A 16678-nucleotide genomic window follows, 5' to 3' on the forward strand; every position below is an offset into this window, starting at 1 on the left:
AAATATATGTAAAAAAACCAAAATTATGCCTGGATCAAAGAAAGCGGGTTTTTTTTAACCGCACTTTTCAAATCTGCCTTGAATAAGCTAAATTTACAAACACATTCAATGTACCATTTCAAAACAAAAGCAACATGAGAGGACTGATACAACGTGTAAATCATGCTTCGGTAGCCATTGAAAGCAGAGTAAAGTCGGAAATCGGAGCAGGGATCCTTGTTTTACTGGGCATAGAAGAAGAAGACAATCAGGAAGACATCCGATGGCTGAGCAACAAAATTGCACAGTTAAGAATTTTTGAAGACACAAAGGGGCAGATGAATCTATCGGTTAATGAGGTGGAGGGAGAAATAATGGTTATCAGTCAGTTCACCCTGCATGCAAAAACCAGAAAAGGCACCCGGCCTTCATACAGCAGAGCGGCAAAACCGGATACAGCCATTCCGCTATATGAACAATTTATTGAACAAATGGGAAAAGATATTGGCAAAGAAGTCAAGGCAGGAGAATTCGGGGCTTACATGCAGGTCAGACTCGAAAACGATGGCCCGGTGACCATCATGATCGACAGCAAAAACAAAGGGCTTTAATTTATCCGGCTTTTGCGTAACAAACAGACTTACCGTCTTTTCATCCGAATAATATATAAATAATGCAGCGTACATATGGTTCATTCATTTAATAGAAATTATTAACTTTGATCTAAAAATAACAGCGTTCGGTTTAAAAAGCCAATTTTTTGAATTCGGATCAGGAAAAACAAGACTCAACCAGGAACAAAAACCTTCAAACAATTCAAATCGTTAACACAAAACCATGGAAGACTTAATTGAAAAATATTCACTGAGTTTAGAAGAAGGTATTGAACAAAAGGTTAAAGCAATTGCAAACAACAGCCATCAATACCTTACTGAAGAAAATTTAAAGTATTTATTTAGATCAATTGATCTTACTAGTTTGAATACAAGTGATCATTTCGATTTTATAAAAGAGCTCTGCCTGAAGGTAAACCGAATGGAAACGGTTTACCCTGAAATGCCCACCGTAGCTTCGGTTTGTGTATATCCCCTTTTTATTGACACTGTAAAAAAGACCCTGAAAAACAAAAGCATTGGTATTGTAGGGGTAGGTGGTAATTTTCCTTCTTCCCACACTTTTTTAAATGTCAAAAAGACGGAATGTAAGGAAATCATCAACTCAGGTGCGAATGAGGTGGATGTGGTGATGCCGCTGGCCCGGTTCTTCTCGGGTCAATACGAAGAAATTCATGAAGAAATCAGTGAGCTTAAGGAAGAGATAGGCAGCAAAAAGCTTAAAGTAATACTTGAGACAGGTTTACTCAATGATTACAAAAACATACAGTTAGCTAGCCTCATTGCCATGGAAGCAGGGGCGGATTTCATCAAAACATCTACCGGTAAGCTTGAACCGGCAGCGACATACGATGCAGTTTTTATTATGGCCCAAGCTATTAAGGCATTTTACAATAAAACTGGTAAACCTACGGGGATTAAACCGGCAGGTGGTATTTCTACAGCAGAAGATGCGCTATCTTACTTTGCCATCATAAAGGAAGTGCTGGGTGATCAATGGCTCAATTCCTCACTGTTTCGCATAGGAGCCAGTCGCCTGGCCAATGATTTGCTGAGCCACATTCAAAAGGAAGAAATCACTTATTTCTAACCCGGATTACCCCGGCCAGCATCTACTTGTTTCGTTCCACGGTATATTTCACAAGCTCAACCAATGCATCATAGGAGGCATTTTGTCCGGAATAAGGCTCGAGCATGGTGAGGGCTTCCTCTTTAAGTGTCTCCATCCTTGAGCGGGCATATTCCAGACCGTGCTTTTCGCGTACAAAATCTATTATTTTCCTTACTTCTGTCCCATTTTTACTGGAGCGGTTGAATACCTTCTTTATTTCTTTTTTTTCCTTTTGATCGGATTGGTTTAGAGCATATATCAGAGGAAGGGTTACTTTTTTCTCCTTTATGTCATTCCCCGCAGGTTTACCAATAGTGGACGAACGCTCATAATCCAGCAGATCATCCTTGATCTGAAATGCAATCCCGATTTTTTCTCCAAACCTGTAAAAAGTATCAATGGTTTCTTCGTCCCCGTTAACCGACCGGGCACCGCAAGCGGTACAGGAAGCGATAAGTGAGGCCGTTTTCTTGGTTATGACATTAAAGTACTCTTTTTCAGTAATATATATTTTACGCTTGTTTTTAATCTGCATCAACTCACCTTCACTCATCTCCTTCACGGCATTACTGACAATTTCCAGCAAATCATACTCCTTATTCCTCACAGACAATAAAAGCCCCCGGGAGAGTAAATAATCTCCAACCAGCACACTGATCTTGGATTTCCAAAGTGCATTGAGGGAAAAGTATCCCCTCCTTTTGTAGGATTTATCAACTACATCATCATGAATGAGTGTGGCATTGTGCAACAATTCAATCAGAGAAGCAGCAGTATAGGTAGATTGAGTTGTTTCCCCCAGTAACCGTGCGCTCAGAAATACAAACATTGGCCTCATCTGTTTTCCCTTACGCCTGACCAGATAATTCAGTACGATATCCAGCAAAGGAATACTGGTTTTCATTGAATCTTTGAAATAGGATTCAAACTGATCCAGCTCCTTTTTTATGGGCGATTTGATTCTGTCCAGTTGTCCCATGTAAATTCCAATCCTTTAGGCGATCAAAGTTAAAAATTATATTCGTCAATTGTCATTGAGTAAAACAATTCTCCGGGCAGTTTGGTTTTAAAGATAACATTACTTAAACTACATTGCTTCGACTTGAAGCATTAGCGGTTTTTAGCAGTAAACTTTTTGCCGATAATCATTACAGGTAAACAATATATTTATATATTTGCATAATTAAAAGATAAAAAGATGGAGATAAAGGATCTAACACCGGACCAACTGGATGAAGCTGCCAATATGTTAAAAGCCATTGCCCATCCTTTACGGATTGCTGTCCTGAGCCATCTGGAAGGAGGCAAAAGGCTAACTGTGACAGAGATACACGAACTTTTGGGTGTAGAACAATCTACAACTTCTCATCATCTGGGTATATTAAAAGATAAAGGAGTTTTGTGTTCCAAAAGGGAAGGCAAGAATACTTACTATTACTTGAAAGACAACAACCTCAGCAACATCATTCATTGTATAAGCAGTTGTACCTCTGCCAAATAAGGAATGGCCACCGGATCATAGCCGGATTGATCCTGCTGATCCCCTTACATTGCCGGCTATTGGAGTCTACCGGTAAAAGAGATAAAAAATGAGTGTAATCCGAGTAACCAAAGAATTCAACTTTGAAATAGCCCATGCTTTGTGGAACTATGACGGGCCCTGTAAAAACCTCCACGGGCACTCCTATAAACTCTTTGTTACTGTTATGGGCGCTCCGATTAACGATCCCGATAATCCGAAAAACGGAATGGTCATTGACTTTGGAGACCTCAAGCATATTGTGAATGAAGAAATCGTTGACCCCCTGGATCATGCAGTAATACTTAACGAGGAAGCATTAAAAAATGATATTACCGGCATCCCGCAGATGTTTGACAAAAGATTGGTGGTGAGTTACCAGCCAACCTGTGAGAATATGGTCACCGATTTTGCCAGGCGTATCGCCAAAAGACTTCCTCAAAGGTTAAGACTGCATAGCTTGAAATTGCATGAAACAGGATCTTCCTATGCAGAATGGCATGCATCTGACAATGCATAGCCGATAACAACCCAATATGACAATCGGATCCGGTAAATTTTCATTTGAGCTAAATTTTTCCTACCTTTTCAGGGCAAAATCCATTAAATCATCTTGTCATGTCAAAGAAACTATTTTTGCTTGATGCTTATGCATTAATATACAGAGCCTATTACGCTTTTATAAGAAATCCGATCTACAGTTCAAAAGGGTTGAATACGTCTGCCATTTTGGGATTTACCAATACATTGGTTGAAGTTCTGGAAAAAGAAAACCCCACGCATATTGCAGTGGCATTTGACCCTTCCACACCCACATTCCGCAATGAAATTTATGAAGAATACAAAGCCAACCGGGAAGAGATGCCGGAGGACATTCAAAGATCCATTCCTTATATCAAAGAGATCCTCCAGGCATTCAATATCCCCATTATCCTGAAGGAAGGCTATGAAGCAGATGATGTGATCGGTACGCTTGCGCACAAGGCAAAAGATCAAGGCTTTGAAACGTACATGATGACCCCCGACAAAGATTACGGTCAGTTGCTGGAAGAAGGCATTTACATTTACAAGCCCAAAAGATCCGGTAGCCAGGAGGCGGAAATTCTGGATAAAAATAAAATTTGTGAGCGGTTCAACATAGAAAGGCCTGAACAGATCATTGACATCATGGCCCTGATGGGCGATAAATCGGACAATATACCTGGAGTACCGGGTATTGGAGAAAAAACGGCAATAAAACTTATTTCCCGGTATGGCTCCATTGAAAATATTTATAAGAGCATAAATGACATACAGGGAAAACAAAAAGAAAAGCTAATTAATAATAAAGATAAAGTAGAACTTAGTAAAGAGCTGGTAAAGATTAAACTAAATGTTCCTATTGAATTTAACACTAGAAATATAGAACGGAGCCATCTCAATAAAGAACATCTTGAAAAACTTTTCCGTGAGCTGGAATTCAAGTCACTTTCCAAACGGCTTTTCCAGAAAGAGGGATCACCGGCGAAAAGTGGAAATGCCGTTCAGCAATCTATGTTTTCAGATTCTACAGAGCCGGTGAAAGAAGAAGCGGAAAACACCCTTGCAACAAGCAGGAAAGATTATCAATTGCTCGAGTCAAAGGAAGACATAGAAAATTTGGTCCATAAACTCCAATCTTTGAAAGAATTTTGCTTTGATACGGAAACCACTTCCATCAACCCTCACGAAGCTGAGTTGGTAGGAATATCTGTTTCCTTCAAAGATAACGAGGCTTTTTTCATCCCCTGTCCGAAGGATCAACAAAAGGCACACGACATTACGAAGATGCTAAAAACCGTGTTGGAGGATGATTCGATCAGGAAGACCGGTCAAAATATCAAATACGATATCCTGGTACTTAAAAATTATGACATCCAGGTTAAGGGTGAGCTTTTTGACACCATGATCGCTCACTATCTCCTCCAGCCGGAACAAAGACACAATCTGAATTTTCTGGCCAAAAAATATCTGAATTACACCCCAATCAGCATTGAGAGCCTTATTGGGAAAAAGGGGAAAGATCAGCTTTCCATGCGATCGGTTTCCATGGAAAAACTCGCTCCCTATGCATGTGAAGATGCAGATCTCACCTGGCAGCTTAAAAGCATCCTTGAGAGTGAACTGAAAGAACATGGATTGTGGGATCTGGCAAGCAAAATTGAAATGCCGCTGGTCCATGTCCTCATCCACATGGAGGAAAATGGGGTGAAAATCAATGTAAATGAACTCAACGCCTACTCAAAAGAGCTAAAAAAGGAACTGAATGCCATAGAAAAGGAAGTACATGAGATGGCCGGGATGGAATTCAACATCGATTCCCCCAAACAATTGGGCGAAGTGCTGTTTGACCGGCTAAAGATTGTGGAAAATCCCAGAAAAACACGCACCAGCCAATATTCTACCAGCGAAGAAACCCTGCAGCAACTCAGCGACAAACATCCGATCATCCAAAAAGTACTGGAATTCCGTTCCATTCGCAAATTGCTTTCCTCTTATGTAGAATCCCTGCCTAAACTGATCAACAGCAAAACCGGTAAAATCCACACTTCATTCAACCAGGCCATTGCTTCTACCGGCCGACTGAGCTCCTACAACCCCAATCTGCAGAACATACCCATCAGGGAAGAACGTGGCCGCCGAATTCGCAAGGCTTTCATTCCCTCCAATGACGAATGCGTGCTTATGGCAGCCGATTATTCACAGATCGAGCTGAGAATCATGGCCCACATGAGCAGCGATCCGAATCTTATTGAAGCCTTCAGGCAGAATCTGGATATCCACAGCTCCACGGCCGCAAAAATATTCCATCTGAACAGCCTGGAAGAAGTGACCAAAGAACAGCGAAGAAAAGCCAAAACAGCAAACTTTGGCATTATCTACGGAATTTCAGCTTACGGCCTTTCCCAGCGGCTGAACATTCCCAGAAAAGATGCCAAAGTGCTCATCGACGAATACTTCAGGAATTTTCCGAAAGTAAAAGAATACATGGATTACAGGATCTCTATGGCCAGGGATAAAGGTTATGTAGAAACAATATGGGGGAGGAAACGCTTTCTGGAGAACATCAATTCCCGAAATGCCACATTAAGGGGTATGGCAGAACGCAATGCCATAAATGCACCCATACAGGGATCGGCAGCAGACATTATAAAAATTGCCATGTTGAATATTGACCAGGAGCTGTTACAAAATGAATACCGCAGCAAACTGATCCTCCAGGTGCACGACGAGTTGATATTCGATGCCTGGAAAACCAAGGTGCAAGAGCTTGAATCAATGGTAAAAGATAAAATGGAGAATGCTTGCCATCTGAGGGTACCCCTGACAGTGGAAACAGGAACCGGTCAGAACTGGTTGGAAGCACACTAGCCTGGTTTGTTATGCTATCACTTCTAAAATTTTGTTTTTTTTAGCAAAATTTTGATAAATGATAAATCTATGTGAAATCCTATCTTTCCTATGTGTGTGTTCAATAAAATAATTTTAGGTAAAAAAGTTCTCATATTTAGAATGGTATTTGTTTAGGCTACACGAAAAGATTTATCGGAATACTGTTTTCTGAACCACATAGTACATAGTACACATAGGATGACACATAGAAATGATAAAACAATTTTCATTGTGTGAATATTTTTAAAGAGGGCCAAAGAACCCTGGTTAACAACTTGTTTCCTGAATTGCCTGAGGAATAACAAACCTATGTAAACTCCTATGTTTCCTGTTTGTCCCCGCCTGCCAGCGGGCAGGTTTGTGGTTCAAAAAAGTTAAATTGCTTAACTTTGAGAACGATACCATAAAGGTTATGAGAAATTTGCTTGTAGCTAAAGCTGCGTTAAGTATAAAAAGGGATAAAATGAATAAATTGCCTTTTAATACGGGCCTCTAAATAAAATTCAAAAGAACATAGCAAAATGAAAAAGAAAGTCAAGAGCCTTTTTGAAATGCGGCACTTTTTAAAAAAAGCCGGTAAGGTGCCTGGTGAGCTGGAATCTGAAAAAACCGCTTATGAACCCGCTTCGGTTGAACTGATCCGGTTTCATAAAGACCATTTTGATCACGAAGCCATTAAAGAAACCGGTAAGCTCAACGCGTCGCTGGAAACAAGTATGTGTAACTGGATTAATGTTTGGGGATTAAATGATATACAAACAATTCAAAATCTGGGAAATGCTTTCGACATCCACTCCCTTACACTGGAAGATATCATCAATACCGACCACCTTCCAAAATGTGAAATTTCAGAGGACCACCTTTTCTTTACCTTAAAATACCCCATTTATGATTACCAAAAAGATACCCTGGAGCTTAGGCATATTAGTCTTATTCTTTCCAACCATTATTTAATCACCCTGCAGGAAGGGAGAGAAGATCTTCTCACTGCCATCAGAGAAAGGATTAAAAACAGTAAGGGCAAAGTAAGACAGAAAAATATAGAATATCTGTCCTATATAATAATCGACTATATTGTCGATCAATATTTCTATCTCATGGATACCATCCGCGACCATATTGAAGCTACGGAAGACCTGCTGATCGATGAACCTGAAGAAAACCACATTCAGAAGATTCACCTGATTAAAAAACGAATTGTTTATTTGAGAAAATACATCACTTCATTGAATAAAGCGGTGAATGCGTTGTTAAATAATGAAATGTCCTTTCTTGATGAAAATGTAAAAATATACATCCGGGATGTTTATGACCATACGATTCACATCAATGAGTCGCTTATGACTTCTAAAGAACTGCAAACCACCCTTCTTGAAATGAACATGGCCAATGTAAGCAACAGCATGAACCGGGTAATGAAAACCCTTACGATTGTTGCATCAATATTTATTCCGTTGACCTTTGTGGCAGGCATTTATGGTATGAATTTTCAGTATATGCCCGAATTGCAATGGAAATATGGTTATCCTGCCGTTTTGGGTGCAATGACTGCCGTTGCCTTGGTCATGCTGGTCTATATGAGAAGAAAAAAGTGGTTCTAACGTTCTTGTAATACTTTAATAACCCATAATTATTACCAGGTAAATCAAAGAATTAATGCGAAAAAAAGTTATAAATATAATATTGCTTTAAGTATTTAATAAGGTAAACACGGATAATAAACTTACTGAACTTTTATTATGTAATAATTTTTCTTTCCCTTCTGAACCAGAAGATATTTGTTATTTAACAACTGCCCGGCATCTATATTGATTTCTATAGATTGCACTTTCCCTTTATTGAGACTCAGCCCTCCATTCTTAATCAAACGTTTTACCTCTCCCTTGGAACCAAATATTTCCGTTTCCCCAGCAAGCAGATCCATTACATTCATACCGGAATCAATCTTTCCACGTGGAACATCATATACGGGTACCCCTTCAAACAAAGAAAGGAAGGTTTTTTCATCCAATGATTTGAGCTCTTCGGTAGTTGATTTCCCAAATAAAATCTTGCTGGCTTTAACGGCCCTTTCATACTCTTCCCTGGAATGCACCATAACTGTAACCTCTTCAGCCAATTTTTGCTGCAATAACCTCTTGTGCGGAGCTTTTCGGTGTTCGGCAATCAGGGAATCAATCTCTTCCCGGGACAGGACGGTAAAGATTCTGATGTGCTTCTCCGCATCTTCATCGCTAACATTCAGCCAGAACTGATAAAACTTATAGGGTGAGGTGAACTCCGGATCAAGCCACACATTTCCTTCCTCCGTTTTTCCGAATTTTCCTCCATCCGATTTGGTAATTAAAGGACAGGTAAGGGCATAGGCTTCCCCGCCAAGTTTACGGCGAATCAGTTCTGTTCCGGTTGTAATGTTTCCCCACTGATCGGATCCGCCCATCTGCAGTTTGCAGTTTTTGGTCTTGTACAAATGATAAAAATCAGTGGCCTGCACCAACTGATAGGAGAATTCAGTAAAAGACAGCCCATAGACTGTATCTTCGCCAAGTCTTTTCTTTACAGAATCTTTGGCCATCATGTAATTAACAGTGATGTGCTTACCGATATCCCTTATAAATTCCAAAAAGGTATAATGCTTCATCCAGTCGTAATTGTTCACCAGCTCGGCAGCATTTTCCCGGTCTGAGTGAAAATCCAGAAAATTGGACAACTGGTCCTTCAATGCAGCTTCATTTTCACGCAGTTCGTTTTCATCGAGGAGGTTCCGTTCTTTCGACTTCCCCGAGGGGTCACCGATCATGCCTGTAGCCCCTCCCAATAAGGCAATGGGTTTGTGTCCGGACCGCTGAAAGTGCTTCAGCAACATAACCGATGTAAGGTGACCAATATGTAAAGATTTGGCCGTAGGATCAATACCTACATAGGCCGCGGTCATTTCCTTGTTGAGCTGTTCTTCCGTACCGGGCATGATATTATGCAACATGCCCCTCCATCTGAGTTCTTCTACAAAATTCATTCGTGTAACAGTTTATTAAAAAATTGAATTTTCGAATCGATCTATTTACCAAGTTTACAAACTTTGCTTGTATTACCATGGAACCCGCATGTTATTCATGTTCTTGTTGTGAAGCTTCCTCGATGCGGGTTTCATTTGCTATCGTTTTGGGGGCAAAGATAATAATTGCTGTCCAATATACACATCGGGTGTTTCCAAACAGCGTTCATACCCTATTTACCTCTTCATCTTTATCTTCTTCTTTCTTTTCATCTTTCTTTTCATCCAAATCCAGTTCATCTTGCATCTCGTCAAAATTAAGATAAGGAAAGATCATGGGCGCAAAATCGGAAAGGGGTTGATATAAGTAAGAATTGTTGATTCTTTCTTCGGGAATAAAATGGTATTTGTTGTTGGCTTTATTGATAAGTACCAAAATGATGCTTATGAGAAAAGCAGTCTTGGCGATTCCAAAAACAATTCCAAGAATTCTGTTGATAAAGCCCAGCGCAATCGCCTGAATCAATTTCTCAATAACCCGGGCCAGCAGATGCACAGCGATCACTATTATGATAAACGTCACAGCAAAAGCAATAACATTAAGGTAATCCGTATCAATGTTGAATTGATCCGTTAGTAATGTAGCAGTAAAATCAGAGAATTCAATGGCTCCAAAAATTCCTAAAAGCAAGGCTGCCAAAGTTGAAAGCTGGAGTATAAAACCCTTGGCAAACCCTCTGTATGCACTCCACAAAAGTATGACAGCGAATATCAGATCAAAGAAATTCATTTTTACTTCGTTTTTATGAGGAAATTTTCAAAGATAAAAATAATTGAAAAAGATCAGGACCTTTATATAATTATGCCTCATAAATTTTGCTTGCCAATTTGGACAAGCCAAAACAGAAACACATTAAATTCCTGAGAGCCTCCTGTTTGGTTTTGGTTTGTCCCAATTAGAAAATAAAAAATGACCATCCGCCATTATAAAAGTGGAATATACACATTTTCTTCGGCTTGCAAACCGGAACAGCCTATACAGATTTTGTTAATTGGTGGAAATGTAATAATTTTGCGCTTATCTATATGGCCCCATAGTTCAAGGGATAGAATAGGAGTTTCCTAAACTCTAGATTCAGGTTCGAGTCCTGATGGGGCCACTCAGATGAAATGAAAACCTTCAAAAAAAATATCCACCAGTCTGACGGGCATGCTTGGTGGATATTTTTTTTGAAAGCAACCTTCCACCTTTTCTTGTTCGATGAAAAACGGAGCATTTTTCCCGGATCATTAATCAGGGTAAACGGGGAACCATCCGTTCCGCATTGAATTTAACCCGAATAATTCAAGCATTATTCCTGACTACGACAGCAAAAAATCACAAATAATTTTAGATATAACGAAACGAAGCAGACGCATCACTCGTAAACCCTTAAAAGGAAAGATTGAAAACCGATGGGTATTCAAGGCATCAATCGATAAATATGTATTATTTACCATCAATTTCTTCCATTACATCAAAATATTGCATACATTTTACCGAAAATTTCGAAATACACACAAAATATTCGAACTTTAATAAATTTCACCTAAAAGGGGAATCCAGGCTTAACGTATGACCATTCTGCATAAGTATATTCCAAACAAGAATAATACGGACGAAGGCTTCCAGGAGAAGGAGATGCGTGTTGAGCATATCATCAACAAAGTCCGGTTCTTCGTTTTACTTGCAATTGCCCTGTTGGATATTATCTCCGGCATAACAGGCCAGATCGCACCGCTAAATTCCATTGAAGGATACAAAGGATTATCCGCCTTTATTCTGCTGCTTCCACTCATCATTTTTCTTGACAGAAAGACAAAAACCCACCAGTATCGTGGGTGGATCAAATATCTTACGGTAAGCCTTGATTTGTTCATTGTCTTCCTGATAGCACTTCCTGTTGTTTTATCTGAAAAATCGGGTATTCCGATTAATAAACTAGAATTTACGCTGATCGTTTCGTTTTTCTTTGCCATAATCCATTCCCTGAGTGTATTAAGGCTCAGCCGGGCCATCATAGGATACAGCGCCATCATAACCCTATTGCTCAATACGGTTCTGTACATTGTTCAAGGTGAATTGATTTTGGTTGGCCTGTTTACCTCTCTTTTCCTAATATTTATAACCATTTTCAACGGATGGATTACCAATTTCATACTGGAGTATTTTACCACCAACCGGAAATTATCCGAAGCTTACGAAGACCTGCAAAAGGCTCATCAGAAAATTCAACAGAAAAACGAAGAGATTACCACGAAAAGTGAACAGATCGAAAGCCAGGTGGGTTCCCTGGAAGATGTACATAAAGACCTTATGGACAGCCTGGTGTATGCTCAAAAAATTCAGGAAGCCCTGATCAACCACGATGATATCATTCAGCCCCATGTAGCGAATCATTTTGTTGTATTCAGGCCCAAAGAGCATGTTAGCGGAGACTTTTACTGGGCCTCCTGGAAAGATGACAAGCTGATACTGGCAGTAGCCGACTGTACCGGTCACGGAGTTCCAGGGGCCTTTATGACCATGCTGGGAACCAGCTTTTTAAACGAAATTGTCAATAAGGAAAATGTAACAGAACCGGATAAAATCCTTAACTGCCTCCGTGACTCGATCATAAAAGCACTGAATCAAAAAGGAAAGATGTACGAAACGAGAGACGGCATGGACATGGCCCTGATCCAACTGGATATGAAAAACCAAAAGATAAAATTTTCCGGTGCAAACAATTCCCTTTGTTACATTCCACACTTAAATCATAGAAACGAATCCAACATTTATGAATTCAAAGGGGATCGCATGCCGATTTCTTTCCATTATAAAATGTACCCCTTCTCCTTGCTTGAATCAACCTTTACAAAGGGCGATCAGTTCTACCTTTATACCGACGGTTATATTGACCAGTTTGGGGGACCCAAAGGCAAAAAGTTTAAACTCGTGCCTTTCAAAAGGATGCTCTTACAAAACCATAAAAAAAATATGGAAGAGCAGAAAAAAATACTGCAAAATACCATGGAGGACTGGCTGAGAGATAAATATCAGCAGATAGACGATATAACCATTTTGGGAATTCAGGTTTAAGCGCCGGGGAATTCAGGATCTCTTCTCATCCCGGGAGACCGTTAATTATTTCGATTCACATTATGGATGAAGCGGCCCGGCTAACATAAAAGTTTACTTTCGCAGAATCACCCGCATGGTAGTGCCTTTATTGGACTCCGAATTGTAAACCAAAATTTTTCCATCATGATATTGCTCAACAATCCTTTTTGCAAGAGATAAACCCAAACCCCATCCCCTTTTCCTGGTGGTATAGCCAGGCTGAAAGACGGTTTTATGTTTCGATTTGGGGATGCCTACCCCTTCATCGGTTATATCAATATACAACAAATGGTTCTTTTCAGACAAGGATACTTTTATCTTTCCTTCTCCATTCATACTGTCAATAGCATTTTTAAGCAGATTTTCCACCACCCATTCAAAAAGGGCTTTATTAACGGGAACATAAATCTCCCGGTTCAAATCAAAATCTAAAGAGAACGCCACCCGCCGGGAAACCCTTGACTGAATATAATTCACTGCATTCATAAGCACTGCAGGAATGTTTTCCGGGTTAAGAGAAGGTTTTGACCCAATCTTGGAAAATCTTTCCGTAATCTTTTTCATCCGGTTGACATCCTTTTCAACTTCCTGTACAATGGCTGGGTTTTTCAAATCTTCCATTTTCAGAAGTTCCAGATTGGCAAGCAAACTGCTTGTAGGTGTTCCAAGCTGATGCGCCGTTTCCTTGGACATGCCTACCCAAACCTGATTTTGTTCAGCCCTTTTTGCACTGCTAAATGCATAATAGGCTATGAAAAGAAACAATGCCAACACGGCAAATTGTATCAGCGGAAAGAAGGAAAGCCGGGTAAGCAATGTGGAATCTTTGTAAAAAATATATTGCTTCCCTTCCGGTAAATTAATTTCAATGGGATCATGCTCACTTTTCATCTCCCTTATCAACCGCCTCAGTTCTTCTTCCCGATGCTTTTCGGATAAGTTGACATTCCTCGTGGAAATGACCTGTTCATTTTCATCAGTCAGGACCATGGGGACCGTTTCATTATTTTTGATCACCTCCAGAATGAAACTGTAATCCCGGTTCGGATTTTTGTTGCTGGTAAGTTCCTTCATGCCCTTCGCCCATAGTTCCACCTTGTTCCGTTCTTCTTCGGCCAGTTTTTTTGAAAGGTCACTGGTAAACATGAAAGAACCCACAACGATGACAATAGCGGCAATCAATAAATAAATCTTCCATCTTTGTTTCCGGTGATAAATGTTCATAGGAGCCACATTCAGTATTTCAATATATATCTGATCATTCTATCGTATCATCCTCCCAGTTGATAATGAATCCTTCCCTTGCTTCGCGTGAGGAATCCTTCACCGCTTCCTTTTTTGTTGCTTCGGTACCGGAATCTTCTTCCCAGGAAATGCCAAAACGTGCGTCTTCTTTCCCGCTTTTTTCCGATTGCAGTACAGAATCCTCATTGAACCAGCCAAATTCCTCATTAAGAATGGTTTTCAATTCATTTTTCTCTCTCTGCAAATCTTCCCTGATCTTGTCCTTAACGCCTTCTTTATCGTACTGGATGGCATACTTTTCAGGAGTTCCGTGAATTTTAAGGAAAAGCTTGGTACGCCCCACTCCATCCTCCTGAATATTGCCAAACTCAGATTGAAAGTCATCATTATTGCGGGCCCTTTTGGAGAGTACCTGGGATAAAAGCAGGTTCATCCGGTAGGAAAAATTGTTATCGAAGTCATGGTATCCCGACACGGTTATATCAACAGCCGAAGATTGGATGTCCATCTCGGGAATGTAAACTGTTCTGTCTTCTATGGTAATCTCATTGGACAATTGAGAGAAAGTGACATGCTTTAGTTCGGAGAGGCTGATAAAATTAGCAGTTTGTATTAAAGGCTCAAATTCTACTAATTCTCCGTCTTTAATTTCAAAGTCACTTACAGTAATTAATGATTCCTTATTAATCTTCAAATGATTATTCAACTCTGATTGAAGTTTTACTTCACCATTAATGTATCCCTTTAAATTACGATGGGTAATATACTGCTGTCCAAAGTTATTAAACGTGTTAAACACATTGTGAATATCAACATGATTCAGATATAACCTGGAATCAAGATGATAGATGGAATCTCTGCCGGTATTTCTAAATATGGCACTTGCATAGGTCTCTCCCTCAAATGCATTGAACTTGAGCTGATTAATCTCGATACGGTCTTGGGAAAAAGCCATACTGCCGCTCATAGGGGATGCATGAAAATGGTCCCATCGAAAGCTTCCCAGCCGGAAATCCACATGCCCTTTCAATTTTCGTGGAAACTGAAAATTCACCTGCTGCGAATCACCTGTCCCCGGTTCACGGACAAAGAAACGATTCATATTAATTCCCGGGCTTTCCAAAGCCAAATCGAAACGAAAAGGTTTTAAAGTATCGGCAATGTTTTCATAAATTTCGTGGAATTTTCCGTTAACCAGCATACGATTGCCATTGAGGGAAACCTGAAGGCTATCCAGGTATAAATCTCTGTCGAGATAAGCAAAACCACTTTCTAAATCAATATTCAGCCGGTCGTGGTTTATTGTAACATGATCAAAAGTTACATCCCCGGTTAAACGCCCACTTCGGATCAGGTGATCAAAATCATCCAGATGCTCCATGTCATCATTCAACTCATATTTGAGGAACAGGGTTCCTGTGGAATTTTCCAGGGCAGCATGAGTAAAATATTCCGAAATATTCTCCAGGTTAACGGTTGCTGAACCATCAATGGCCAGTTGGGGATTTTTAAAATCTGAGAGTTCCAAATCGCAATTTAACTCCCCTTCATTCCATTCCGCATGGAGATTATTCAGGGTTAAACGGGAAGAAGAAGGGGCATGGTACCGTCCGTTGGACAGGTAGCCTGTTACAGATATGTTTTTGAGTCGCATGGGTTGCTCTTCATAATCAAGAAGCGCTTCGCCCTGCGTTAAGCTGAAATCTGCCTGTAATGCCGGCCGCCCGTCTTTAACGGGTCCGTTCAGCCTGGCAAAAAAATCCAGTTTCCCGTCTGTTACCGGCAACACCTCCATCTTCTTCTGTATTTCCCAGGGAAGATACAGATGGGTACTTTTTACATCCAGTTCATTACCGCTGAGGCTAAGATCAATTACCCGGGCTTCTCTGTTAAAAGACCCTTCTGCCGCGAGAGGCAATTCTTCATAATAAATCTTCCCGGATTTCACCATATACTTTTTCGGCGTTACCTTCAAATCCAGTGAAAATTGCAAATTCTTCCGTTGTAAATAGGGAAAATTATCCAGTGTCAGATTATCCACCAACATTTTGCCATCCACATTCAAATCAAATTTGTCCGCACTTACGTTACCACTTAAGATGGCTTTGGGTACATAGCCTTCCAGAGAAAAGCTCTGATCGGTATTTAAAATAGAATAACGTAAGTTATTGAAAACAACCTTTTCCAGTTTAAGTGTAACATTTTCCGAAGGTTTTTTCCTGAACCGGATGCGTGTGCGCTCTGCGCCGGAAACCACATTTAGCTGGGACTGGTTGATATAGATATGATCCAGATTATATCTGCCCGTAAACAGATCGATCACATCAAACTGAAAATAGACCTCCTCTGCAGAAAAACTGAAAGATCCTTCCTCTTTCCCGGTTTCTTCCGATGATGCGTAAAGCTCAAAAGACCTCAATTCCACAACAGCACTGGGAAATTTTGTCAAAAGGGAAAGGTTGACATCCCCGGCCCTTATATCTTCTTCCACACGATTGTTGAGTTCCTTGAGAAAAATTTCCGATACTTCATCTTCATAGATAAAGGAAATGATAAAGGACACTACAATAACCACAAATACAGAAAAAAACAATCCCGCTAGAATCGACAGTACAACCCTCATAATTCGGCGTTATTAAATAACAAGTTCATTCAACCTTAC

General features: G+C 40.1%; 12 protein-coding genes and 1 tRNA gene. 8 read left to right on the top strand and 5 right to left on the bottom strand.

What is annotated here, in order from left to right:
• The first annotated feature begins 134 nt into the window (after nucleotides 1–134).
• Together dtd and deoC are read left to right on the top strand one after the other, a co-directional pair.
• Nucleotides 135–590 (top strand): D-tyrosyl-tRNA(Tyr) deacylase, encoded by a 456-nt coding sequence (gene dtd / locus KGY70_02870; protein ID MBS3774108.1) that lies wholly within the window; start codon nucleotides 135–137, stop codon nucleotides 588–590.
• Nucleotides 591–816: 226 nt separating this feature from the next.
• Nucleotides 817–1683, top strand: a complete 867-nt coding sequence (gene deoC, locus KGY70_02875) for a deoxyribose-phosphate aldolase (protein MBS3774109.1) — start codon at nucleotides 817–819, stop codon at nucleotides 1681–1683.
• Nucleotides 1684–1705: 22 nt separating this feature from the next.
• On the opposite strand, the gene KGY70_02880 is transcribed toward deoC, so the two are convergent.
• Nucleotides 1706–2683, bottom strand: a complete 978-nt coding sequence (locus tag KGY70_02880) for a polyprenyl synthetase family protein (protein MBS3774110.1) — start codon at nucleotides 2681–2683, stop codon at nucleotides 1706–1708.
• 219 nt (nucleotides 2684–2902) lie between these two features.
• On the opposite strand from KGY70_02880, the gene KGY70_02885 reads away from it, so the two are divergent.
• The 4 genes from KGY70_02885 to corA all read left to right on the top strand — a co-directional run bounded on the left by KGY70_02885 (nucleotide 2903) and on the right by corA (nucleotide 8235).
• Nucleotides 2903–3205 carry a helix-turn-helix transcriptional regulator gene (locus tag KGY70_02885; GenBank protein ID MBS3774111.1) on the top strand — a complete coding sequence of 101 codons (303 nt, stop codon included), beginning with the start codon at nucleotides 2903–2905 and terminating at the stop codon, nucleotides 3203–3205.
• An 88-nt stretch (nucleotides 3206–3293) separates the two neighbouring features.
• Nucleotides 3294–3743, top strand: coding sequence for a 6-carboxytetrahydropterin synthase (locus KGY70_02890; GenBank protein MBS3774112.1), 450 nt, complete (start codon nucleotides 3294–3296; stop codon nucleotides 3741–3743).
• A gap of 98 nt (nucleotides 3744–3841) precedes the next feature.
• Nucleotides 3842–6613, top strand: a complete 2772-nt coding sequence (gene polA, locus KGY70_02895) for a DNA polymerase I (protein MBS3774113.1) — start codon at nucleotides 3842–3844, stop codon at nucleotides 6611–6613.
• 542 nt (nucleotides 6614–7155) lie between these two features.
• Nucleotides 7156–8235: a magnesium/cobalt transporter CorA gene (corA, locus tag KGY70_02900; GenBank protein MBS3774114.1), complete on the top strand. Its 1080-nt coding sequence runs from the start codon at nucleotides 7156–7158 to the stop codon at nucleotides 8233–8235.
• Nucleotides 8236–8357: 122 nt separating this feature from the next.
• Here the strand turns inward: corA and KGY70_02905 are convergent, their stop codons facing one another.
• Both KGY70_02905 and KGY70_02910 read right to left on the bottom strand, forming a co-directional pair.
• The gene (locus tag KGY70_02905) at nucleotides 8358–9650 is read right to left on the bottom strand and encodes a tyrosine--tRNA ligase (protein ID MBS3774115.1); all 1293 of its coding nucleotides are present in this window, start codon (nucleotides 9648–9650) and stop codon (nucleotides 8358–8360) included.
• Nucleotides 9651–9855: 205 nt separating this feature from the next.
• Nucleotides 9856–10419 (bottom strand): CvpA family protein, encoded by a 564-nt coding sequence (locus KGY70_02910; GenBank protein MBS3774116.1) that lies wholly within the window; start codon nucleotides 10417–10419, stop codon nucleotides 9856–9858.
• A 298-nt stretch (nucleotides 10420–10717) separates the two neighbouring features.
• Between KGY70_02910 and KGY70_02915 the strand changes: the two genes are divergently transcribed.
• A tRNA-Arg gene (locus KGY70_02915) sits at nucleotides 10718–10789 on the top strand.
• Nucleotides 10790–11244: 455 nt separating this feature from the next.
• Nucleotides 11245–12750: a SpoIIE family protein phosphatase gene (locus KGY70_02920; GenBank protein MBS3774117.1), complete on the top strand. Its 1506-nt coding sequence runs from the start codon at nucleotides 11245–11247 to the stop codon at nucleotides 12748–12750.
• A gap of 93 nt (nucleotides 12751–12843) precedes the next feature.
• On the opposite strand, the gene KGY70_02925 is transcribed toward KGY70_02920, so the two are convergent.
• Together KGY70_02925 and KGY70_02930 are read right to left on the bottom strand one after the other, a co-directional pair.
• On the bottom strand, nucleotides 12844–13995 hold the full coding sequence (locus KGY70_02925) for a HAMP domain-containing histidine kinase (GenBank protein ID MBS3774118.1): 1152 nt from the start codon (nucleotides 13993–13995) through the stop codon (nucleotides 12844–12846).
• 34 nt (nucleotides 13996–14029) lie between these two features.
• A complete protein-coding gene (locus tag KGY70_02930; protein MBS3774119.1) occupies nucleotides 14030–16639 on the bottom strand; it encodes a hypothetical protein in 2610 nt (869 codons plus the stop codon).
• Nucleotides 16640–16678 lie beyond the last annotated feature (39 nt).

Source organism: Bacteroidales bacterium, from assembly GCA_018334875.1.
Classification (GTDB): Bacteria; Bacteroidota; Bacteroidia; order Bacteroidales; family UBA12077; genus JAGXLC01.